This is a genomic window from Rhizobium sp. N324 (genome assembly GCF_001664485.1).
GTDB lineage: Bacteria > Pseudomonadota > Alphaproteobacteria > Rhizobiales > Rhizobiaceae > Rhizobium.
In genome coordinates, this window is record NZ_CP013630.1 from 1,972,196 (window position 1) to 1,994,488 (window position 22,293).

The window sequence follows — 22,293 nt, forward strand, 5'->3', positions numbered from 1 at the left end:
TTCGGTCCGCCGCTCTTTTTTGTGCATCGCGCCCGACCTTGCTCGCATTTGGCCGGCCGCAGTCTATGATTCTGAGATGACCGAATCAAAAGCGATGATCCTGGGCTGCAGCGGCCTTGCCCTCACATCCGAAGAGAAGGCCTTCTACCGGGGCGAACGGCCCTGGGGCTTCATCCTCTTCGGGCGCAACATCTCCGAAGCAGGGCAGATCGCCGATCTCGTCGCCGAACTGCGCGACAGCGTCGGCTGGCATGCGCCGGTGCTGATCGACCAGGAGGGGGGCCGCGTTCAGCGCATCCGTCCGCCGGTTCTCGCGCGTTATCCTTCCGGCCAGGCGCTCGGCGATCTCTATCGCCGCGACCCGGCGCTCGGCCTGCGCGCCGCCTGGGCGATGTCGCGGCTGCATGCCTTCGATCTTTCGCGCCTCGGCATCGATGTCGATTGCCTGCCGGTGCTCGATGTGCCGGTCGAGGGCAGCAGCAACGTCATCGGCGACCGCGCCTATGGCGGCGATCCCGAGACCGTCATCGCCATGGGCCGGGCTGCTGCCGAAGGGCTGAAGGCGGGCGGCCTGCTGCCTGTCATCAAGCATATGCCCGGCCACGGCCGCGGCTTTGCCGATTCCCATCTGGAACTGCCTGTCGTCACCGTCTCGCGCGAGGAATTGGAGGCTCATGATTTCCCGCCGTTTATCGCGATGAAGGACGAGTTGATGGCGATGACCTGCCACGTCGTCTTCACCGCCATCGACCGGGACAATCCGGCGACGACCTCGCGCACCGTGACCGAGGGCATTATCCGCAAGCATATCGGCTTTAACGGTCTGCTGCTTTCCGACGACAGTTCGATGAATGCTCTTTCCGGCACGATCGGCGAACGTGCGGCGAATATTATTGCAGGCGGATGCGATATCGTGCTGCATTGCAATGGCCATATGGACGAGATGCTGGATGTCGTGGCAAATGTTCCGCCGCTCCGCGGCGCGTCGCTTGCCCGCGCGAAAGCGGTGGAAGCAGGTTTTGCCGCTCCGGATGCCGCCGATGAGGCGGAGTTGCGGGCGGAATTCGAGGCGATATTTGCGATGGTGTGATCGCAGAGGAGCAGGGTGGTGAGTACGGTCAAAGGCACGGAGCGTCCGCAGGCGGCAACGCCGATGGACAAGCTGTGGCAGGATAACGGCGCCGAGCGCGCCAGCCACGAGCCGGCGCTGGTGATCGACGTCGCCGGTTTCGAAGGCCCGCTCGACCTGTTGCTCTATCTCGCCCGCAACCAGAAGGTAGACCTGTCGCGCATTTCCGTGCTGGCGCTCGCCGAGCAATATCTGCAGTTCGTCGAGAGCGCCCGGCGTATCCGCATCGAGCTTGCCGCCGATTATCTCGTCATGGCGGCCTGGCTTGCCTATCTCAAGTCTCGGCTGCTGATACCCCAGCAGATCAAGGATGACGGTCCTTCGGGCGAGGAGATGGCGGCAACGCTCGCCTTCCGGCTGAAACGCCTCGAAGCCATGCGCCAGGCGGCGGAGGGCCTCGTCAACCGCAACCGCCTCGGCCGCGACATCTTCGTGCGCGGCGCGCCCGAGCATATTCCCGACCGGCAGCAATCCGCCTATGCGGCAAGCCTGTACGACCTTTTGACCGCCTATGCGGCGCTGCGCCAGCGCAACGCCGTTACCCAGGTGACCATCGAGAGACGCAGCGTCTGGTCGCTGACCGATGCGCGTGAATTGCTGACCCAGATGATCGGCGAGGTCGGCGACTGGACCGCGATGGAGCATTATCTGCTGCGTTATCTCGCGACGCCCGAGGAACGCGTCACGGCGATCGCCAGCGCCTTTGCCGCCTCGCTGGAGCTGGTGCGCGAGGGCAAGCTGGAAATCCGCCAGGACGGCGCCTTCCAGCCGATATACATGCGTCGCGGACCCAAACACGCCACGCTGCAGGTGGTGGAGCAGGAGCAGCCGGTTTGATCGATCCGCAGAGCGAAGAGGATTTCGAGGACGATTTCGAAGGCAGGAGCCGCGACCTGCAGGCGGAGATCGAGGCGGAACGCATCGCCGAAGCGCTGGTCTTCGCCTCCTCGCAGCCGGTCTCCGAGAGCTTCCTGGCTGAGCGTCTAGCTGAGAATACTGACGTGCGCGCTATCATGCAGCGCCTGAAAGCGCACTATGCGCCGCGGGGCGTCAACCTCGTGCAGATCGAGGGCGCCTGGGCTTTCCGCACCGCCGCCGATCTCTCCTTCGTCATCCGTCGCGACGACAACGAGGTGAAGAAACTTTCGCGCGCCGCATTGGAAGTGCTGGCGATCATCGCCTATCACCAGCCGGTGACGCGTGCCGAGATCGAGGATATCCGCGGCGTCCAGACCTCGCGCGGCACGCTCGACGTGCTGATGGAGGCGGGCTGGGTGCGGTTTCGCGGCCGCCGGCGTACGCCTGGCCGGCCGGTGACATTGGGTACGACACGCGATTTTCTCGACCATTTCGGCCTCGAGGAATTGCGCGATCTGCCCGGTCTCGAAGAATTGAAGGGCGCGGGCCTGCTCTCGGGCCGCATTCCAGCGAATTTCAATATTCCCTCGCCATTGATGAACGACGAGCTGAGCGAGGACGAAGACCCCATTACCCAGATGGATCTCGAAGAACTTGGGTTGCTCGCCCCGCGTTCTACCTCCGAAGATTGAAGGACTTCGTCTTGCTTTCGCCACGCATGACGAAAACAATGGTGCTCATGATTTTTCGGGGGGCTGTGGCTTGTCACACGGGGCGATACCGTGACATTAAGCGCAGTTCGAAGGACTTGATGTTGGAAACGATGTCGGAAATCCTTACATCATGGGAACATCGAATAAAGGGAGTAAGCGCAAATGATGGGTTCTTTTAGCATGTGGCACTGGTTGATCGTTCTGGTCATCGTGCTGTTGTTGTTCGGTCGCGGCAAGATCCCGGAACTGATGGGCGATGTCGCCAAGGGCATCAAAAGCTTCAAGAAGGGCATGACGGACGAAGACGCGCCGGATACGGCCAAGACCGTCGATCACAAGGCCGACGAAACGAAGTAACCAAGTGCGGGAAAAAGCGCAGCCCCCGCGCTTCCCGTCCAGGAGCCTTGCATGTTCGATATTGGCTGGACCGAGCTTTTGGTCATCGCGGTCGTCCTGATCGTGGTTGTCGGTCCCAAGGATTTACCGCCGATGCTGCGCGCTTTCGGCAAGATGACGCAGCGCGCCCGCAAGGTGGCGGGTGAATTCCGGGCGCAGTTCGACGAAGCGTTGCGCGAGGCCGAGCTTGATGATGTCCGCCAGACGCTGAGTGACGCCCAGAAGCTCAATCCGGTCAACAGTCTGCGCGAGGCGATGAACCCGCTTCGCCAGATGGGCAACGAGATCAAGGCCGACCTGCAGAAGGCTGCTGCGCCCGAGAACAAGACCGAAGTGCCGCCAGCTGCGGTTTCAGTGCCGACGCCGTCAATGAGCCTGCCGGAAACGCCGCCGCTGGTACCCGAGCCCGCGCCGACGCCGGAACCCGTTGCTGCAGCCGTCGCTACGGCCGATGCGGTTGCCGCCAAGCCGAAAGCTGTGCGCAAGCCGCGCGCCAAGGCCGCAGATAAGGCCGCCTTTGCCATCGCCGCGCCCGTGGAAAGCGCGGCTGCGGAAAAGCCGAAGCGCACGACGGCTGCCAGAAAGCCCGCAGCACCGAAAGCGTCCGTGCAGAAGAACAAGAAGGACGAGGCATGAGCGGTGATATCGAAGACAAGCCGCAGCCGCTGATCGAGCACCTGATGGAGCTGCGCACGCGGCTGATCTGGTCGATCGGCGCGTTTTTCGTCGCCTTCATCGCATGCTTCTTTTTTGCCAAGCATCTCTTCAACTATCTGGTCGTTCCCTACAAGACGGCCGTGGAGTGGGCGCATCTCGACGTCGAGAAGGCGCAGCTGATTTATACCGCGCCGCAGGAATTCTTCTTCACGCAGGTCAAGGTGGCGATGTTCGGCGGCCTGGTGGTCGCTTTCCCAATCATTGCCGCGCAGGTCTACAAGTTCGTCGCGCCCGGTCTCTACAAAAACGAGCGCCAGGCCTTCCTGCCGTTCCTGATTGCTTCGCCGGTCCTGTTCCTGATGGGCGCGGCCCTCGTCTACTTCTTCTTCACGCCAATGGTCATGTGGTTCTTCCTGTCGATGCAGCAGGCGCCGGGTCATGACGAAGTGGCGATCTCGCTGATGCCGAAGGTCTCGGAATATTTGAGCCTGATCATGACGCTGGTCTTCTCCTTCGGTCTCGTCTTCCAGCTGCCCGTCATCACCACGCTGCTTGCCCGTGTCGGCCTGCTGACATCACAATGGCTCGCCGAAAAGCGCAAGTTCGCCATCGTGCTTGCTTTCGTCGTCGCCGCGGTGCTGACGCCGCCGGATCCGATGTCCCAGATCGGCCTTGCGATACCGACGATCCTTCTCTACGAGATTTCCATCCATGCGGCGCGACTCGTGGAGCGCCAGCGTGCCCGGCAGGCGGTCGAAAAGGACACCGAATCCGCGGACGTTGCCAAGACGGACAGCGTCTGAGCGGCAATCCGGAAATCCTTTCAAGAACGCCGTCTTATCCGGTCGAAGCCCGGTCAGGCTTTGGCCGGCTCACTTCTGTTGCAACGACCTGGAACGACGATGCTCGATATCAAATGGATCCGTGAGAATCCCGAAGCGCTCGATGCCGCCCTTGCCAAGCGCGGTGCGGAGCCCCTGGCACAAAATCTCGTTGCCCTCGATGAAAAACGCCGCTCCGCCGTGCAGAAGGCGCAGGACCTGCTGTCCCGCCGCAATCTCGCCTCCAAGGAGATCGGCGCGGCGCTATCCCAGAAGAACGGCGAACTCGCGGAGAAGCTGAAGGCCGAGGTCGCCGAGCTGAAAGCGCTGTTGCCGACGATCGAGGAAGAGGATCGGCAGCTGACGGCCGAGCTCAACGACGCACTCTCGCGCATCCCGAACATACCTTTCGACGATGTCCCGGTGGGCAAGGACGAGCATGACAATGTCGTCACCCGCACCGTCGGCGAAAAGCCGCGCTGGAACCACACGCCGAAGGAGCACTTCGAAATCGGCGAGGCGCTCGGTTATATGGATTTCGAGCGCGCCGCCAAGCTCTCCGGTTCGCGCTTCACGGTGCTGACCGGGCCGCTCGCCAGGCTCGAGCGCGCACTCGGCCAGTTCATGATCGATCTCCACACCCGCGAGCACGGTTATACCGAAGTCAGCTCGCCGCTGATGGTTCGGGCTGAAGCGGTGTTCGGCACCGGCAGCCTGCCGAAGTTCGAAGAGGATCTCTTCAAGACGACGGATGGCCGCTATCTCATTCCAACCGCTGAGGTGACGCTCACCAATCTGGTGCGCGAGGACATCCTCGACCAGGAAAAGCTGCCGCTGCGCTTCACCGCGCTGACGCCGTCTTTCCGCTCGGAAGCGGGCTCGGCCGGCCGCGACACCCGCGGCATGCTGCGCCAGCACCAGTTCTGGAAATGCGAACTCGTCTCGATCACCGATGCCGAGAGTGCCATCGCCGAGCATGAAAGGATGACCGCCTGCGCCGAAGAAGTGCTGAAGCGGCTCGGCCTGCATTTCCGCACGATGACGCTGTGCACCGGCGACATGGGCTTCGGCTCGCGCAAGACCTACGATCTCGAAGTCTGGCTGCCGGGACAGAACGCCTTCCGTGAAATCTCCTCCTGCTCGGTCTGCGGCGATTTCCAGGCCCGCCGGATGAATGCGCGCTACCGCGGCAAGGACGATAAAAACAATAAGTTCGTCCACACGCTGAACGGCTCCGGCACCGCCGTCGGCCGCTGCATGATCGCCGTGCTTGAAAATTATGTGAACGAGGACGGTTCCGTCACGATTCCGGACGTTTTGCTGCCTTATATGGGCGGATTGACCAAGATCGAACGGGCGGCCTGAGGCGATGCGCATCCTGCTGACGAATGACGACGGCATTCACGCCGAAGGCTTGGCCGCGCTGGAGCGGATCGCCCGCACGCTGTCCGACGACGTCTGGATCGTGGCGCCCGAGACCGACCAGAGCGGCCTTGCCCATTCGCTGAGCCTGTCCGAGCCTTTGCGGCTGCGCAAGATTTCCGACAAGCATTTCGCCCTGCGCGGCACGCCAACCGATTGCGTCATCATGGGCATTCGGCAGGTGATGGACATCAAGCCCGATCTCGTCCTTTCCGGCGTCAATTCCGGCTCGAACGTCGCTGATGACGTGACCTATTCCGGCACGATCGCCGGCGCCATCGAGGGCACGATGCAGGGGGTGCGCTCCTTCGCGCTGAGTCAGGCCTATCTCTATGAGGACGGTGCGCGCATCGTGCCCTGGGAGGTCTGCGAGACGCATGCGCCGGCTCTTCTGGAAAAGCTGATGGTTCTGGACCTGCCGGAGGGCACGTTCCTCAATCTCAACTTCCCGAACTGCCGTCCCGGCGATGTCGACGGCGCCGAGGTGACCATGCAGGGCAAGCTCGCCTTCAACCTGCAGGTCGATGCCCGCTCCGATGGCCGGGGCTTTCCCTACTATTGGCTGAAATTCGGCGAACGCGCCGGCGCCTTCATCGAAGGCACCGATATTCACGCCTTGAAGCATAACAAGATTTCGGTAACGCCTTTGAAACTGGATCTGACCGATTATTCCGTAACGGACCGCGTGGCGCGGGCCCTGGGATACGGAGCACAGGTTTGACGGCAAGACTGGCCGAGAAGGAGGGCTTTGCGGCGCTCGTCCTCAGATTGCGTGCCGAAGGCATCTCCGATCTCGATCTGCTGACGGCGGTCGAGCAGACGCAGCGCTCGCTCTTCGTGCCGCCGCAATATTCCGATGACGCCTATTCGAGCCGGACGATCCCGATCGAATGCGGCTCCTTTCTCGAAGGCGTCGATTTTGTCGTCCGCATCCTGCATCACCTGAAGCTCAAACCCGGGCAGCGCGTCCTGGAAATCGGCACCGGCAGCGGCTTTACCGCCGCCGTCATGGGCCGCATGGCCGAGCGGGTTCTGTCCATCGACCGCTACAAGACGCTGACATCGGCCGCGCAGCGGCGCATGGAATCGCTTGGTCTGCGCAACGTCATTATCCGCCATGCCGACGGCAGCGCCGGCATGCAGGGAGAGGGCACTTTCGATCGCATCCTGGTGACGGCTGCCTTCAATGCGATGCCGCGCTTTTATACCGACCAGTTGGTTTCCGGCGGCTCGATGATCGCGCCGCTGATGATCTCCGAGAACGAATGCCGCATGGTGCGGCTGACGAAAACCGGCAGCCGTTTCGAGCGCGAGGAACTGTTCGAAGCCCCTTATCTGCCGATCGTTCCGCGCCTTGCCTCGCTGCTGTAGGCGCTGCGATTTTTCACCCGTAAGCTATGGTTATCAACTTCTCAAAAATATCGCACTGATTCCAGCATCTTAACTGCGTGGTAATACTAACGCGTTTTAATAGACTCACAAATGGTTGCGTTCTCAGTGGGTCGAGTCAATGCGTTTCAGTCTTTCGCCGAAGTTCGGGAAGTCAGCCAGTAATCTTCTGGTTGTGGGCCTGCTGGCAAGTGCCGCAACGGGCTGTAGTTCCGATGTGACACGGTTTGGCGGCTTGTTTTCCTCCTCAGGGCAGGATCAGATCACCACGAGCTCGATTCCGCGCAGGGGCGGTGTTCAGGGTGATCCGGTGCCGCGCGCCGATCTCGGCGGCTCCGCCGTTGCCAGCCAGTCTGGCTATGGTGGCGGCAATGGCGCGCTGAATCAGCCTTATCCGTCGAGCCCGAGTTACGATCCGGTCCGCACGTCGAACGCCCGTATGGCCTCCGCGCCGGTTGCGGTCCAGCGTTCGGAGCTTTCGGCTCCGACGGCGGCGGCACCATCCCGGCAGCGGGAAAAGGAAGTCGCTCTCGCCCAGCCTTTCCCTTCGGCACCCCAGGCGGAAAAAAATCGGCTGGTGGCCCCGACTGCGCCGAAGCTGGCGCCCGATCCTTTGACGACGAGCACGACGCCGAAGGTTTCCGGCTGGTCCGGGACCAATGCCCCTTCCGTGACGCTGCGTCCGGGTGAAAGCATCGCCACGCTGTCTAGGCGCTTCGGTGTTCCGGAAAAGGAAATCCTGCGGGTCAACAACCTGAAGACGGCTTCCGCCGCCACGCCCGGCCAGGCAATCCTGATCCCGACCTTCAATGGCGGCAATGCCGCCAAGGCGGCGTCGCAGGCGGCCGACCTCTCCAAGCCCGGCAAGATGCCGGAGCCGGTGAAAGCGCCTGAGCAGAACGTCGCCGTCGTTCCCGGCGCCAATTCCGCCCGCGACAAGACCGTGGCGAGCGCCGAGCCCGCCGGCAAGCTTCCGGCCGGCGCCGGCAAGGATCCGAAAGCGCCTGCAGGCACCTATGTCGTCAAGCAAGGCGATTCGCTGGCAAAGATCGCCAAGGCGACCGGCACCAAGATCGACGATCTCAAGGCCGCCAACAATCTGTCCGCCAGCTCGGTCCGGATCGGTCAGGCGCTGAAGATCCCGAACGGCACCGCCGACAATATCAAGACCGCCTCGATCTCGACCGAGAAGGCCGATCCGAAGCCGGCGCAGACGGCGCCCGTCCAGCAGACGGCCTCCGTTGAACCCGCACCCTACAAGGCGCCGGTCGCCACCCAGACGGTCGACGATGTCGAGAAGAAGTCCGACGTCAGCTCCGCCGCACCGGAATCGACCGGCATCGGCAAATATCGCTGGCCAGTCCGCGGTCAGGTCATCGCTTCCTACGGCGCCAACGTCAACGGCAATCGCAATGACGGCATCGACATCTCGGTGCCGCAGGGAACGCCGATCAAGGCCGCCGAAAACGGCGTCGTCATCTATGCCGGCAACGGCCTGAAGGAACTCGGCAACACGGTTCTCGTCCGTCACGACGACGGCACCGTCACCGTCTACGGCAATGCCGATACGCTGAGCGTCGCCCGCGGTCAGAAGATCCAGCGCGGCCAGACCGTCGCCGTCTCCGGCATGAGCGGCGACGTCAAGCAGCCGCAGGTCCATTTCGAGGTGCGCAAGGACGCATCTCCGGTCAACCCGATGACTTTCCTGGAATAGGTACAGCGTCCCAGGAAGCGCAAAAGCCCGGCCACCCGCCGGGCTTTTGTATTTTAGCCGCGGTCGATGTGAACGCGCATGCGCCCGGCCAGATCCTGGATATATTGCCAGGCGACGCGGCCGGAGCGCGCGCCGCGCGTCGTGGCCCATTCCAGCGCCTCGGCGTGCATCTTGGCGCGGTCAAACCCGAGCTTGAAATGATCGGCATAGCCGTCGATCATGCCGAGATAATCTTCCTGGCTGCATTTGTGGAAGCCGAGCCAGAGACCGAAACGATCGGAAAGCGAAACCTTCTCCTCGACGGCCTCCGACGGATTGATCGCCGTCGACTGCTCGTTTTCCATCATGTGGCGCGGCAGCAGATGGCGCCGGTTCGAGGTGGCGTAGAAAAGCACATTGTCCGGCCGCCCTTCGACGCCGCCGTCGAGCGCCGCCTTTAGCGACTTATAGGCGGTGTCGTCGTGATCGAAGGAAAGATCGTCGCAGAAGACGATAACGCGGTAGGGCGTGTCCTTCAGCAGGTCGAGCAGGGTAGGGAGGCTGGCGATATCCTCGCGATGCACTTCGACGAGCTTCAGCGCGACGCCGCTTTCACGCCTGACATCCTCGTGCACGGCTTTGACGAGCGAGGATTTTCCCATGCCGCGCGCGCCCCAGAGCAGCACATTGTTGGCGGCATAACCCTCGGCGAACCGCACCGTATTCTCGTGCAGGATATCGCGCACATGATCGACGCCGCGGATGAGCTTCAATGCCACCCGGTTCGGCTTGGCCACAGGCTGCAGATGCTGACGCGACGGCGCCCAGACAAAACAGTCGGCGGCATCCCAATCGTTGACGGCAGGCGCCGGCCCGGCAAGGCGCTCGACGGCATTTGCAAGCCGTTTCAGTTCGGCAAGCAGGGCGGTGTTGATTTCCTCGGTCATCGCGGCTCCTGATTTCTTGCTGCGGCAATCCGCTTTATCTTTCGATGCGGGGTAGCATGGCGTTTTGACGGCGGAAAGGTTATGAGGCAGCGGAATCGGTACTGTTTCCGGCTGTTTCTGTTGCATTCATCGAAGCGGCAACTATAGTCCGGCAACCTGAAAAAACAGGCGGAGTTCCGCCGCCAAGCCTGAGGAGTTTAGCATGTTCATCACCCCGGCATTCGCCCAGAGTGCGACCGATACGGCAACCGGTTTCGGCGGCTCCGGTTTCGAAATGATCATCCTGTTCGTGCCGCTGATGGTCGTCTGGTACTTCCTGCTGATCCGTCCCCAGCGCGCACAGGCCAAGAAGCGCGAGGAAACCCTGAAGGCGATCCGCCGCGGCGATCAGGTCGTCACCGGTGGCGGTCTCGTCGGCAAGGTCACCAAGGTCATCGACGACAAGGAAGTCGAAGTCGAAATCGCCGATGGCGTTCGTGTGCGCATCGTCCGCAGCGGTATTTCGGATGTGCGCGTCAAGGGTGAACCCGTCAAGGCCGACGCAGCGTAACAAGCGATAACTCAGCCGCCGGATCGGAAGATCGTCGAGAGAATGTTGCATTTTTCCCGCTGGAAAACACTTCTGATCTGGCTGGCCGCGTTTGCGGCCATCGTCATCGCTGCGCCCAATCTGCTGAGCGAGGCGCAGCGTTCCGCTCTGCCGGACTGGCTTCGGCACGACCGCGTAACGCTCGGTCTCGATCTGCAGGGTGGCTCGCACATCGTCCTGAAGGTCGAACGTTCCGATATCGTCAAGGACCGCCTGGAAGAGGCGGTCGCCAATGTGCGCAACGCGCTGCGCGGCGCCGGCATCCGCTATACCGGGTTGACCGGCAACGACCAGACAGTCACCGTCCGCATCACCGATCCGGCTGAGACCCAGAAGGCGGTCGATCTCCTGAAGCCTTTGACGGCGGCCGGCGGCCGCTCCGAACCCGGTGTCGCGCTGCAGCAGGGCGAAGAGGGGCAGCTGTCGCTGCAGATTTCCGACGCCGGCATCACCGCCGATGTCGCCGCCGCCCGGACCCGGTCGCTCGATATCGTCAGCCGCCGCATCGCCGGATTCGGTTATCAGGATTTTCTCGTTCGCCCCGACGGCGTTGACCGGATCGTCGTCCAGGTGCTGGGATCGGTCGATGCTGAGCGGCTGAAGAGCCTGCTGAACCAGCCGGCCAAGCTTTCCTTTCACCTGATCGACCCAAGCATGTCGGGGCAGGAGGCGTTGAACGGCCGCTGGCCGGCGACATCGCAAGTGCTCTATTCGCTTGACGATCCGCCGGTGCCCTATCTCGTCGACCGCACGGCTTTCGTCGCCGGCAGCAACATGGTCGATATCGAGCCTGTCGTCGATCCGCAGACTCAGGATAGCTCGATTGCCTACCGTCTCGATGCCGAAGGCACGCGGCGGCTGGCTGAGGTGACGGGGCAGAATATCGGCAAGCACCTCGCCATCGTCTTCGACGACCAGGTGATGTCGTCACCGGTTATCGATGCGGCGATCACCGGCGGCGAGGGCACGATTTCGGCGAACTTCTCCGAAGACGGCGTTCGCGACCTTGCGATCATGCTTCGCGCCGGCGCCTTGCCGGCGACGCTGACGAGTGTCGAGGAACGTAGCGTCAGCCCGAGATTCGGCGCCGACTCCATCTTCTCCGGCCTCATTGCCGGTCTCGTCGCCGTCGTGCTGGTCGCCGCACTGATGATCGCACTTTACCGCATTCTCGGTGTCATCGCCGTCGTCTCGCTCGTCTTCAACCTGATCTTCATCGTCGCGGTGCTCAGCGTTGCCGGCGCGACGCTCACCTTGCCGGGGATTGCCGGCATCGTCCTCATCGTCGGCATGGCGGTCGACTCGAACGTTCTGATCTACGAGCGCATCCGTGAGGAGGAGAAAACCGCCCATTCCTTTGCGGAAGCCGTCGACCGCGGTTTCTCGCGCGCCTTCGCAACGATCGTCGATGCAAATGTGACGATCTTCATCGCCGCCATCATCCTCTTTTTCCTCGGCAGCGAATCCATCCGCGGTTTCGCGGTGACACTGGCGGTCGGTATCCTGACAACCGTCTTCACGGCGTTCACGCTGACGCGCTCGATCGTTGCCGTCTGGCTGGAAGGGCGCCATCCCCGGCATCTGCCGAAGAGCGTTCTGACCCATCTGTTCGAACACGCCAACATCCGTTTCATGGGAATCCGCCGTTACGTCTTTACCGCGTCGGCGATCATCTCGCTGATCGCCATGGCCGCCTTTGCCACCGCCGGCCTGCGTCTCGGCATCGATTTCACCGGCGGCTCGCTCATCGAGGTGACGGCGAAGCAGGGCAATGCCGACCTCGCCGATATTCAATCCCGCCTCAACGATCTCAACCTCGGCGAGGTCGGCGTCGAGCGCGCCGGCGGACCGTCGAATGCCCGCATCCGCATCGCCTCCCAGGGCGGCGGCGAGAATGCCGAGCAGTCGGCGGCGACGCTGGTGCGCGGCGAACTTGAAGGGGATTATGATTTTCGCCGCGTCGAGGTCGTCGGTCCCGCCATCTCCGGCGAATTGACGATGATGGCGACGCTCGGCGTGCTGGCTGCTCTGGCGGCGATCCTGATCTACATCTGGATCCGCTTCGAATGGCAGTTTGCGGTCGGCGCCATCGTCGCGACGCTGCACGATGTCGTTATCCTGCTTGGTCTCTTCGTCCTCACTGGCATGGAATTCAACCTGACGAGCGTCGCCGCCGTGCTGACGGTTGTCGGTTATTCCCTGAACGACACGGTGGTAGTCTATGACCGGATGCGCGAGAATCTGAAGCGGTACCGTAAGATGCCGCTGCCGATCCTGATCGATGCCTCGATCAACCAGACGCTGTCGCGCACCATCTTGACCGCGGCGACAACGTTGCTCGCCTTGCTCGCGCTCTATATTTTCGGGGGCGAGGTCATCCGCTCCTTCACCTTTACGATGCTCTTCGGCGTCGCCCTCGGCACCTTCTCTTCGATCTATATCGCCGCTCCTGTGCTGATCGTCTTCCGGCTGCGGCCGGAGAGCCCCGACGGGGAAGAGAGCAACAAAACGGATGCTGGTGTAAAATCCGGCACGGTGGTTTGAAAACATGGCAAAAGGCATAGAAATCCGCGCCGCCCATTTCCCCGGGCGCGCGCCCATCGATACTTACGGCAATGGCGGCTTCCGCTTTGCCGACATGTCGCATCGCGGCTCGATCCTTTGCCTTCCCTCCGGCATTCACGGCTGGGAGATGGACATGTCGAAACCGCTATCGGCCGAAAATTTCCGCCGCGTGCTTGAAGAGGCTGATGATATCGAGGTTCTGCTTGTCGGCACCGGTCCCGAGCTTCGCCGGCTGCCGGAGGAATTGAAGCAGGCGCTGAAATCGCGCGGCATCGCCTCCGATCCGATGAGCACGGGTGCGGCGGTACGCACCTTCAATATCATGCTTGCCGAGCAGCGCGCCGTCGCCGCGGCACTGATCGCGGTCTGACGATGGGTGAAGCGAAGACGGCGACGAACCAGGAGATCTGCCTGGCGATGCTGCGTGACAGCGATCGCGACCGCTACCTTGCCTGCCTGCTGTCGCCGGAGGAAAAGCGCGGCGCGCTTGCAGCCCTGTACGCCTTCAATGCCGAGCTTGCCCGCATCCGTGATCTCGTGCACGAGCCGTTGCCCGGCGAGGTGCGGCTGCAATACTGGCGCGACCTGCTGGAAGGCAGCGCCCATGGGTCGACGGCGGCCAACCCGGTCGCGGCAGCGCTTTTAACGGCGATCGAAACCCATCGTCTGCCGCGCAAGACGCTGATCGACATAATCGAGGCCCGCACCTTCGACCTCTATGACGATCCGATGGAAACGCGTCTTTCGCTCGAAGGTTATGCCGGCGAGACGGCATCGGCGCTGATCCAGCTTGCAAGCCTCGTGCTGTCGCCTGAAGAGGCTGCACGATCGGCGAATGCGGCCGGCCATGCCGGTGTGGCCCAGGCGGTCGCCGGCCTGTTGCTGCTGATGCCGCTGCATCGCCGCCGCGGCCAGGTCTATATTCCGCTGCAGATCCTTACCGCCACCGGTCTTGACCGCGATGCCTTCCTCGCCGGTGAAGACAGGCCGCGCATCTCAGCCGCCATCGAGGCCTTCGCCGGCCTCGGCCGCGAACATCTGGCAAAGGCGAGGGCGGCAGGCCCGATCGCGCCGGCGGTCTTTCCAGCCTTCCTGCCGGCGACGCTTGCCGAACCGGTGCTCGTCAAGGCGCAGAAGCATGGCGCCGTCCTGTTCGACCGGCCGCTGCAGCCGCCGCAATGGCGCCGCCAGCTGAGTATGGCGCTCTCCTCAGTCCGCAGAAAAATCTGACGACCGGTCAAACTCGCGCAAGTCTCACGCGTTACAAGGCCTGAACCACTACTGCTTTGATCGGAGACTCGGCGTGGGCATTATCGTCTGGTGCGTTCTTTTCGCCATCGTCATCTTCTTTGCCTTTGTGGCAACGCGTATGGCCGCGCAGAACAAGGAAGATGGCCTGCATGACACGGGCCTCGCCATCATCGAGTTCGGCCGTGCCTTTCCGAACGAGGCGATCCGCCAGTTGCAGGCGACTGAGAACGGCCAAGCCATCTTCGTGCGCCTGCATGACAACAAGGCCGGCTTCATGCGCAACATGTCGCGCCACTTCGCCTGCCATCTGATCGAGCCGGGCCGCGTGCGCGTCGTCAGCTCGCCAACGGGCAGGGGCCTGGTGATCGATTTCCTCGATGCGCCCCATCACAACGGCGATTTCGAATTCGCCTCCGCCAAAGAGTCTTCGGAAGTCGCGCTCTGGCTGCTCGGCAACTACATCGCCGAGCCGGATAGGGACCTGCCGTCCGGCAATATTGCGGCGGCGAACAAGCAGTAGATCAGAAGCGATCCATCAGGCGCTTTCGGCAAATGGCGAAGTCTGGCCGAGCCAGGCGGCGCAGTCTGCAAGGGCGCGCCGCGCGATCAACTGCCGTTTCATGATCGTCTTGTCCTTGCCGCGGAAACGCTTGACGCCTTTGGGCTTGACGATCGAACCGGGCTGGAGCTCCGGAAACAGCCCGAAATTGATGTTCATCGGCTGAAACGAGCGTTTGCCCGGCTCCTCGTCGGTGACGATATGTCCGCCGGTGATATGGCCGAGCAGCGCGCCGAGCGCCGTCGTTGCCGGCGGCAGCGAGATCGCTTCGCCCTTGCGTTCGGCGGCGGCGAAACGGCCGGCCATCAGCCCGACGCTGGCGCTTTCCACATAACCCTCGCAGCCGGTGATCTGGCCGGCAAAACGCAGGCCTGGCCGCGATTTCAAGGTTAGCGACGGGTCGAGCAAAGTGGGGGAGTTGATATAGGTGTTGCGGTGCAGGCCGCCGAGGCGGGCGAATTCCGCATTTTCCAGCCCTGGGATCATCCGGAAGATTTCCGCCTGCGCGCCATATTTCAGCTTCGTCTGGAAGCCGACCATGTTGTAGAGCGTGCCGAGCGCATTGTCCTGGCGCAGCTGAACGACGGCATAGGCCTTGACCGTCGGGTTATGCGCGTTGGTCAGCCCCATCGGCTTCATCGGTCCGTGACGCAGCGTCTCGCGGCCGCGTTCGGCCATGACCTCGATCGGCAGGCAGCCGTCGAAATAAGGCGTGCCTTCCCATTCCTTGAAACCGACTGCGTCACCCGATATCAGCGCGTCGACGAAGGCATTGTACTGCGCCTCGTCCATCGGGCAATTGATGTAATCCTTGCCGGTGCCGCCGGGGCCGACCTTGTCGTAGCGCGACTGGTACCAGCAGATATCCATGTCGATGCTCTCGCGGTAGACGATCGGCGCGATGGCATCGAAGAAGGCGAGCGAATCCTTGCCGGTTTCCGCTTGGATAGCGCTTGCAAGCGACGGCGCCGTCAGCGGCCCGGTGGCGACGATGGCAAGATCCCAGTCAGCAGGCGGCAGGCCGGTGATTTCCTCGCGTACGACGGTGATGAGCGGGTGGTCATCGATTGCCTTGGTCACCGCTTCGGAAAAGCCGTCGCGATCGACGGCGAGCGCGCCACCGGCCGGCACCTGGTGCCGATCGGCAGTGGCCATGATCAGCGAGCCCGCCATGCGCATCTCGGCATGAATGACGCCGACGGCATTGCTGGTCGCATCGTCGGAGCGGAAGGAGTTGGAGCAGACCAGTTCGGCAAGTCCGTCTGTTTTATGCGCATCCGTGCCGCGTAGCCCGCGCATTTCATGCAGGATAACGGGGACGCCGGAACTGGCGATCTGCCAGGCGGCTTCCGAGCCGGCGAGCCCGCCGCCAACGACGTGGATGGGGGAATAGGAAGAGATCGTGTTCATCCCGGGCTGATACCATGTCGGCAGGTGCGATCCAACACCCCGGAATCAAAAACGGCGCCCTGCGGCGCCGTCTTTTGAGCATCACGCTCGCTACTAGCGGGCCGTTAACGGCCGGCTAATTAGCGAAACGAGCGGGATGCGATATTGCGGATGTCGTAACGGCTGACGCCGATGTCGGACAGGGTCTGGTTCGAAAGGCCGCCGAGTTCGTTGAGCGTACGGCGGTAGCTGAGCCAGCTTTTTGCAATGCGGATCGGGTTCATTGTCTTTTTCCTCAAACAAATGTCCGCTGGATGGCGGGATCGCCTATCTCTCTGCGGTTGATGTTTATATAGGCGAGAACCGTCTTATTGTGCAGTGCAAATAATTGGCGTCTGCCATGCAATTGTGCAATGTGATGCCCGCCAATTAAGCGGTGAATATTTTTTAAGCGGGCTAACGAGCCGGAAAAACATGCAACCGCCGCGGCAGCTGTATGCAGGCAAAAGAAAACGCCCGCTGTGGGTACAGCGGGCGTTTCAACCGAGGACGATCCTGCTTGGGAGGAGCAGCGGATCGCCTGGAATTAGCGGGCAGAAGCCTCACGGGCAACGCGATGGATGTCCGAACGGTCGATGCCGAGATCGTGCAATTCGCGGTTGGTCATGCGGCCAAGTTCCGTGACTGTCTGACGATACTTGCGCCAGTTATTGAAAGAGCGAGAGAAGTTCATGTTAAGCCCCTTTCCGAGGGTTTCATCTGCCAGCAGCCACCGATCGGCGCTGACCTCTATTTGATGACCGGAATATATGTTGCGGCGCAAAAGACTAAAACAGCCAAGTTTTCAGATCACCTATGCGACGGATGCAACGCTTCCAGGGTATTTGACGCAGGCTCGCCGCTTTTCGGTCAACGAATAGGCAGAATGATTTTAAGGGGAGCAGTCTGGCTAGGTGCGCGAAACAGGTGCCACTGCTCAAAAAGGCTTCTCCCTCCGGCGGTTCTGCCCGTGCAGCCGCTCCACCGAGGCATTTCGCTCGCATTGAAAGCCGCCCACTTGTCCGCAGCGTCGGCGGGAGCGGTTTGACAGCAGTGCGGCACGACGGCGCCAAGCGGCGGAAAACCTGGGTCGCCAATGCTTTAATTGCATTTTTGCTCAACAAAAACGCCCACCGGGGGAGGATCCGGCGGGCGCATTATGGTGACTGGCAACTGGGAGGAGGAGTGTTGCCAGCCTATCATAGCGCGCTGGGAGGAGGAGTGCGCGGCTACGAATATCATCACGGACAAAGAGATCCGAGGGCGTCCGGCAAGAGCCGGGCAGGGGCGCCATTCCCGTGCTTCGATGTCTATAAATAGTATGACTAATGACTATTTTGCAGTGCAATAATTTCATGAGTGGTTTGCAGTCTGTGCATACCTCTCCGTCCATATGCTTATATTAGCGCTTCCGGCGTTAGCGGACGGTTAAGGCGCGATACAAGTTAGACCAATGAGGAAATTGTATTTTGTCGCAAGGGCGTTTGCGAAGCCACATGCTGCGTCTATAACGGCATAGGCCGCAGCGCCGAAGTCGGCATTGCGGAAATGAGGGGTGGAGCATGTATCGCGGCAGATTGGAGCGGGATCTCTCGCTCTGGGTGGGCAAGGGCCTGCTGGGGCAGGAAACGGCAGGCGCGCTTCTCGCCGAATATGACAGCCGCCCGGCAAGCTTCAGCCTCGGCAGGGTGCTGATGGCGCTGGCGGCGCTGCTGCTGGCAGCCGCCATCCTGCTGGTCGTCGCCTCCAACTGGGAGGCCATTCCGCGCCTCGTCCGCGTCGGCGTCATCCTGGCCCTGATCTGGGTGGTGCACATCGCCGCCGCCCGGATGCTCGCCCGCGGCGCGAGAGCGGCGGCAAGCGGCCTGCTGATCATCGGTGCGATGAGCTTCGGCGGCGCCATTTCGCTGGTGGGGCAGATGTATCATCTCTCCGGCGACGAGCAGACGGTGATGTATCTCTGGTTCGCCATCGCGACGATCTCGGCAATTCTGTTCCGTTCGGGCGCGGTGGCCGTCGTTGCCGGCTTCCTCTCCTGGGCGTCCTTTGCCGTTTATCTCGAGAATTACGACAGCCATTGGATCGGGCTCGATCCCTGGATGGCGCCCGTCATGGCGGCGATCGTCATCGCGCTGGTGCGGTATACCGGCGCCGAGCGGGCCCGCCATCTCGCCTATCTGCTGCTGATCGGCTGGCTTGCCTGGCTCTATGCGCTTTATGAGGAGATTGCCGTGGCGCTCGCCTTCGCAATCGGCGGCATGGCGGCCTTTGTCCTGACGGCGTTGCCAACCCGGCCTGTTGTCTCCCTGGTCAGGAGCGCCGGTGCAGCCCCGGCCTTCTACAGCTTCCTCGTCGCCGCGATCGGCTTCCTGCTGCTGCATATCGAGATCGAGGACGGCTGGCGGTTGGTGGTGCTCGGGGTGGCGACGCTTGGCGCTTCGGTGCTGGCGATCGCTCTGCATGGCAGGGACAACGGCGCGGTGCGTTATCTCGCTTATACGACCTTTGCCGCCGAGATGCTTTATCTCGCCTCCGTGACTGTCGGATCGATCCTCGGCACGTCGAGCCTCTTTCTCTTCTCCGGTCTCTTCGTCGCGCTGGTTGCGTGGATCGTCATTCGTCTCGAACGGCGCTTTTCGGCCAATGCACAGGGGGAACGCGCATGAACTCGCTGATGGCAAAGCTGCAGTCCGGCAGGGGCTATCTGTTTTCGGCAATCATCGTCGCCGGCCTGCAGACGGTGATCCTCGGCACGATCATCCAGAGCCGGGCATCGATCCTCGCCAACGGCGCCGAGGTGCTGCTGAAAACGGCGCCGGTCGATCCGCGCGATTTCCTGCGCGGCGATTATGTCGTGTTGAATTATGATATTTCCTCGGTGCCGGTGCAGACGGTCTCCGGCGGTATTCCGGCAGAGCCCGGCGAGCGCACTCTATGGGTTCGGTTGAAGAAGCAGGAGGACGGTTTCTGGACAGTGACCGAATCGTCGTTTCACCAACTGCCGCCACTGCCGGAGACCGTGATCCTGCGCAGCCAGCCATTCTACAGTGGCGGACTTGCTGCCGGCGACAGCATCCGTGTCGAATACGGCATCGAGCGCTATTATGTTCCCGAGGGCGAGGGCAAGCCAATCGAGGAGGCCCGCAATGATGGCAACGTCGCCATTTCAGTGCGTGTCTCGCCGGCCGGCAGCGCGCAGATTCGCAGTCTGGTCGTCGACGGCAAGCCGGTTTACGACGAGCCGCTCTACTGATCCGGCGGCAGCTCGGAAGAGGGCGGCTTGCGGGCCGCAAATCCCCTGTCATTTGCCGTTCATTTTTCCTTTGCCTCGACCAAATCGGGTGATATAGAGACGCCGCGCTCCGGAAGGCCTCATGCGCAGGCATAGGCATGCGGTTCTGTGGACGCGGGTATGGTGAAATTGGTAGACACGCCAGATTTAGGTTCTGGTGCCGCAAGGCGTGGGAGTTCAAGTCTCTCTACCCGCACCAGGCTGTTTGCAGGGGGAGACTAAGAACTTAGTTGTCCCCGAATGACGAAGGTTGTTCCGAATACTCGGAAGTGAGTGCCGTTCCCCGTTTGGCGGAATGATACAGGAATTGGGAAAAGCCACGCGCGGCACGCTGCCGGCGTCGTGCTCATCGAAACGAACGGCGTCTGGGCACGGCCGCCACGACATGAAGGTAGGAAGACATGCAGGTTATCGAAACGCTCGCTGAAGGGCTGAAGCGCGAAATCAAGGTCGTTATCCCGGCCAAGGACATGCAGGACAAGATGGATCAGCGTCTTGCCGATGTGAAGGACAAGGTCCGCATCAACGGCTTCCGTCCGGGCAAGGTACCCGCTGCTCACCTGAAGAAGGTCTACGGCAAATCGATCATGGCCGAGCTCGTCAACGAGATCGTCCGCGAGCAGCCGGCCGCCATCCTCTCCAGCCGTGGCGAGAAGTCGGCCACGCAGCCGGAAATCGCCATGACCGAGGACAAGGACGAAGCCGACAAGATCCTCGCCGCCGAGCAGGATTTCGAATTCACGCTCTCCTATGAAGTGCTGCCGCCGATCGAACTGAAGTCGGTCAAGGGCATCAAGGTCACCCGCGAAGTCATCGACATCGCCGACGACGAAGTCACCGAGCAGGTCCTGAAGGTTGCCGAAAGCGCCCGCGCTTACGAGACCAAGACCGGCAAGGCCGCTGACGGCGACCGCATCACCATGGATTATGTCGGCAAGGTCGATGGCGAAGCCTTCGAAGGCGGCACCGACCAGGGCGCCGAACTGGTGCTCGGCTCCGGCCGCTTCATCCCGGGCTTCGAAGAGCAGCTCGTCGGCGTCAAGGCCGGCCAGGAGAAGACCATCACCGTGACCTTCCCGGCCGACTATCCGGCCAAGAACCTCGCCGGCAAGGAAGCCACCTTCGACGTATCGGTCAAGGATGTTGCAGCGCCTGGCAAGGTTGAGATCAACGACGAACTCGCCTCCAAGCTTGGCATCGAATCCGCCGATCGCCTGAAGGAAATCGTCCGCGGCCAGATCGAATCGCAGTACGGCTCGCTGACCCGCCAGAAGCTGAAGCGTCAGATCCTCGACCAGCTCGACGAGATGTATAAGTTCGAAACCCCGGCCTCGCTGGTCGATGCCGAATATAACGGCATCTGGAACCAGGTGAACAACGACCTCGCTCAGTCCGGCAAGACCTTCGAGGACGAAGACACGACCGAAGAGAAGGCACGTGAGGAATACAAGACGCTCGCCGAGCGTCGCGTCCGCCTCGGCCTCGTTCTCTCCGAAATCGGCGAAAAGGCCGGCGTCGAAGTCACCGAAGACGAGATGCAGCGCGCCATCTACGATCAGCTGCGCCAGTATCCGGGCCAGGAAAAGCAGATCCTCGAATTCTTCCGCAGCCAGCCGGGTGCCGCCGCTTCGATCCGCGCGCCGATCTTCGAAGAGAAGGTCATCGATCATCTGCTGACCGAAATCGACGTCACCGACAAGAAGGTGACCAAGGAAGAGCTGCTCGCCGAGGAAGAAGGCGAAGCGAAAGCCGAGACCAAGAAGGCCGCCCCGAAGAAGAAGGCTGCCGCCAAGGCCGAAGCTGCCGACGCCGGTGAAGGCGAAGAAGCCGCTCCGAAGAAGAAGGCTGCTCCGAAGAAGAAGGCAGCTGACGAAAGCGCCGAATAATCGCTTCTCAGTTCTGAACTCTGCAAGGCCCCGCCATCGTGCGGGGCCTTTTGCTATCTCGACGCCTCCTCGATTATTGAGTTTTATTCACGGCAACAACAAATAGTTGCAATGAAGTATAATTCGATGCAGATTTCATTGACGGTGGGAGGACCGGACAATGACCGTAAAAGATGACATGAAGAAACGCGTTGAAGAAATCTACGCTGTGCGTGACCGCGGCGATATCGAGGGCACGCTGGCGCTGATTGGTGAGGATTGCACCTTCCGGATGGCCGGCAATACACGGTTGGCGCCTTTTTCAACTGAAGCCGGCGGCCATGCCTTTCGGCAAGTGATAGAGCAACTCATCACTGTGTGGGATCTATCCAAGGTCAAGACAGCCGGCATCTATGTGGACGAGGAGGAGCATATGGTCTTCGCCCATCGCGAAGGTGAGGTCAGGCACATCCCATCGGGTGTGAGCTTCTATACGGAATTCGTCGACAAGATCCATTTCAAGGATGGGAAACCGGTCAAGATCGTCGAATTCGTCGACACGCTGCAAGTGGCTGAGACGACCCGGATCATCCAGTTCGCTTAAGCCTCGGAGCTGATAAAGCATGTCGCGCAAAAGTGTGCCGCGGTTTTCCCAGGCAAAGCGCGAAGCGCTTTTGCGGCAACGACATGCATCAAAGCAAAGAGCTGAAGCGCGTCGC

At 61.7% G+C, this 22,293-nt stretch carries 23 protein-coding genes and 1 tRNA gene; 20 read left to right on the forward strand and 4 right to left on the reverse strand.

Going from position 1 to position 22,293, the window contains the following annotated elements:
• Window positions 1-76: 76 nt before the first annotated feature.
• The 10 genes from nagZ to AMK05_RS09500 all read left to right on the forward strand — a co-directional run bounded on the left by nagZ (window position 77) and on the right by AMK05_RS09500 (window position 9,099).
• Window positions 77-1,090, forward strand: a complete 1,014-nt coding sequence (gene nagZ, locus AMK05_RS09455; protein WP_064841324.1) for a beta-N-acetylhexosaminidase — start codon at window positions 77-79, stop codon at window positions 1,088-1,090.
• Window positions 1,091-1,108: 18 nt separating this feature from the next.
• Window positions 1,109-1,966 carry a segregation and condensation protein A gene (locus tag AMK05_RS09460; RefSeq protein ID WP_064838228.1) on the forward strand — a complete coding sequence of 286 codons (858 nt, stop codon included), beginning with the start codon at window positions 1,109-1,111 and terminating at the stop codon, window positions 1,964-1,966.
• Window positions 1,963-2,679, forward strand: a complete 717-nt coding sequence (scpB, locus tag AMK05_RS09465; protein ID WP_064838229.1) for an SMC-Scp complex subunit ScpB — start codon at window positions 1,963-1,965, stop codon at window positions 2,677-2,679. The genes AMK05_RS09460 and scpB overlap by 4 nt, the downstream gene beginning before the upstream one ends.
• Window positions 2,680-2,865: 186 nt before the next feature.
• Window positions 2,866-3,057 carry a twin-arginine translocase TatA/TatE family subunit gene (locus AMK05_RS09470; RefSeq protein ID WP_003538990.1) on the forward strand — a complete coding sequence of 64 codons (192 nt, stop codon included), beginning with the start codon at window positions 2,866-2,868 and terminating at the stop codon, window positions 3,055-3,057.
• A 51-nt stretch (window positions 3,058-3,108) separates the two neighbouring features.
• Entirely contained in the window at window positions 3,109-3,732 is a 624-nt protein-coding gene (gene tatB / locus AMK05_RS09475) for a Sec-independent protein translocase protein TatB (protein WP_064838230.1), read from the forward strand.
• Window positions 3,729-4,556 carry a twin-arginine translocase subunit TatC gene (tatC, locus tag AMK05_RS09480; protein WP_064838231.1) on the forward strand — a complete coding sequence of 276 codons (828 nt, stop codon included), beginning with the start codon at window positions 3,729-3,731 and terminating at the stop codon, window positions 4,554-4,556. Before tatB ends, tatC begins: the two co-directional genes overlap by 4 nt.
• Before the next feature lie 99 nt (window positions 4,557-4,655).
• On the forward strand, window positions 4,656-5,939 hold the full coding sequence (gene serS / locus AMK05_RS09485) for a serine--tRNA ligase (protein ID WP_064838232.1): 1,284 nt from the start codon (window positions 4,656-4,658) through the stop codon (window positions 5,937-5,939).
• Window positions 5,940-5,943: 4 nt separating this feature from the next.
• Window positions 5,944-6,717, forward strand: a complete 774-nt coding sequence (surE, locus tag AMK05_RS09490; protein WP_049734268.1) for a 5'/3'-nucleotidase SurE — start codon at window positions 5,944-5,946, stop codon at window positions 6,715-6,717.
• Window positions 6,714-7,367: a protein-L-isoaspartate(D-aspartate) O-methyltransferase gene (locus AMK05_RS09495; protein WP_064838233.1), complete on the forward strand. Its 654-nt coding sequence runs from the start codon at window positions 6,714-6,716 to the stop codon at window positions 7,365-7,367. Before surE ends, AMK05_RS09495 begins: the two co-directional genes overlap by 4 nt.
• Before the next feature lie 139 nt (window positions 7,368-7,506).
• Window positions 7,507-9,099 carry a peptidoglycan DD-metalloendopeptidase family protein gene (locus AMK05_RS09500; RefSeq protein ID WP_064838234.1) on the forward strand — a complete coding sequence of 531 codons (1,593 nt, stop codon included), beginning with the start codon at window positions 7,507-7,509 and terminating at the stop codon, window positions 9,097-9,099.
• A 53-nt stretch (window positions 9,100-9,152) separates the two neighbouring features.
• On the opposite strand, the gene AMK05_RS09505 is transcribed toward AMK05_RS09500, so the two are convergent.
• Window positions 9,153-10,025: an ATP-binding protein gene (locus AMK05_RS09505; RefSeq protein ID WP_064838235.1), complete on the reverse strand. Its 873-nt coding sequence runs from the start codon at window positions 10,023-10,025 to the stop codon at window positions 9,153-9,155.
• Between the two features lie 202 nt (window positions 10,026-10,227).
• On the opposite strand from AMK05_RS09505, the gene yajC reads away from it, so the two are divergent.
• The 5 genes from yajC (at window position 10,228) to AMK05_RS09530 (ending at window position 14,950) form a co-directional block, all read left to right on the forward strand.
• On the forward strand, window positions 10,228-10,575 hold the full coding sequence (yajC, locus tag AMK05_RS09510; RefSeq protein WP_003573534.1) for a preprotein translocase subunit YajC: 348 nt from the start codon (window positions 10,228-10,230) through the stop codon (window positions 10,573-10,575).
• Between the two features lie 42 nt (window positions 10,576-10,617).
• Window positions 10,618-13,158, forward strand: coding sequence for a protein translocase subunit SecDF (gene secDF / locus AMK05_RS09515; RefSeq protein ID WP_064838236.1), 2,541 nt, complete (start codon window positions 10,618-10,620; stop codon window positions 13,156-13,158).
• Between the two features lie 4 nt (window positions 13,159-13,162).
• Window positions 13,163-13,549, forward strand: a complete 387-nt coding sequence (locus AMK05_RS09520; protein WP_064838237.1) for an Mth938-like domain-containing protein — start codon at window positions 13,163-13,165, stop codon at window positions 13,547-13,549.
• Window positions 13,550-13,551: 2 nt separating this feature from the next.
• The gene (locus AMK05_RS09525) at window positions 13,552-14,409 is read left to right on the forward strand and encodes a phytoene/squalene synthase family protein (protein ID WP_064838238.1); all 858 of its coding nucleotides are present in this window, start codon (window positions 13,552-13,554) and stop codon (window positions 14,407-14,409) included.
• 73 nt (window positions 14,410-14,482) lie between these two features.
• Entirely contained in the window at window positions 14,483-14,950 is a 468-nt protein-coding gene (locus tag AMK05_RS09530; RefSeq protein WP_064838239.1) for a hypothetical protein, read from the forward strand.
• A 15-nt stretch (window positions 14,951-14,965) separates the two neighbouring features.
• Here AMK05_RS09530 and trmFO read toward each other — a convergent pair whose 3' ends face one another.
• The 3 genes from trmFO to AMK05_RS09545 form a co-directional block, all read right to left on the reverse strand.
• The gene (gene trmFO, locus AMK05_RS09535; RefSeq protein WP_064838240.1) at window positions 14,966-16,399 is read right to left on the reverse strand and encodes a methylenetetrahydrofolate--tRNA-(uracil(54)-C(5))-methyltransferase (FADH(2)-oxidizing) TrmFO; all 1,434 of its coding nucleotides are present in this window, start codon (window positions 16,397-16,399) and stop codon (window positions 14,966-14,968) included.
• Between the two features lie 119 nt (window positions 16,400-16,518).
• The gene (locus AMK05_RS09540) at window positions 16,519-16,662 is read right to left on the reverse strand and encodes a DUF1127 domain-containing protein (protein ID WP_003573524.1); all 144 of its coding nucleotides are present in this window, start codon (window positions 16,660-16,662) and stop codon (window positions 16,519-16,521) included.
• A gap of 302 nt (window positions 16,663-16,964) precedes the next feature.
• Window positions 16,965-17,111, reverse strand: a complete 147-nt coding sequence (locus AMK05_RS09545; protein ID WP_003558908.1) for a DUF1127 domain-containing protein — start codon at window positions 17,109-17,111, stop codon at window positions 16,965-16,967.
• An 868-nt stretch (window positions 17,112-17,979) separates the two neighbouring features.
• Here AMK05_RS09545 and AMK05_RS09550 point away from each other — a divergent pair.
• The 5 genes from AMK05_RS09550 (at window position 17,980) to AMK05_RS09570 (ending at window position 22,178) form a co-directional block, all read left to right on the forward strand.
• A complete protein-coding gene (locus AMK05_RS09550) occupies window positions 17,980-19,083 on the forward strand; it encodes a DUF2157 domain-containing protein (RefSeq protein WP_064838241.1) in 1,104 nt (367 codons plus the stop codon).
• Window positions 19,080-19,670, forward strand: coding sequence for a GDYXXLXY domain-containing protein (locus AMK05_RS09555; RefSeq protein WP_064838242.1), 591 nt, complete (start codon window positions 19,080-19,082; stop codon window positions 19,668-19,670). The genes AMK05_RS09550 and AMK05_RS09555 overlap by 4 nt, the downstream gene beginning before the upstream one ends.
• A 153-nt stretch (window positions 19,671-19,823) precedes the next feature.
• A tRNA-Leu gene (locus AMK05_RS09560) sits at window positions 19,824-19,908 on the forward strand.
• 202 nt (window positions 19,909-20,110) lie between these two features.
• A complete protein-coding gene (gene tig / locus AMK05_RS09565) occupies window positions 20,111-21,595 on the forward strand; it encodes a trigger factor (protein ID WP_064838243.1) in 1,485 nt (494 codons plus the stop codon).
• Window positions 21,596-21,755: 160 nt separating this feature from the next.
• On the forward strand, window positions 21,756-22,178 hold the full coding sequence (locus AMK05_RS09570) for a nuclear transport factor 2 family protein (RefSeq protein WP_064838244.1): 423 nt from the start codon (window positions 21,756-21,758) through the stop codon (window positions 22,176-22,178).
• Window positions 22,179-22,293 lie beyond the last annotated feature (115 nt).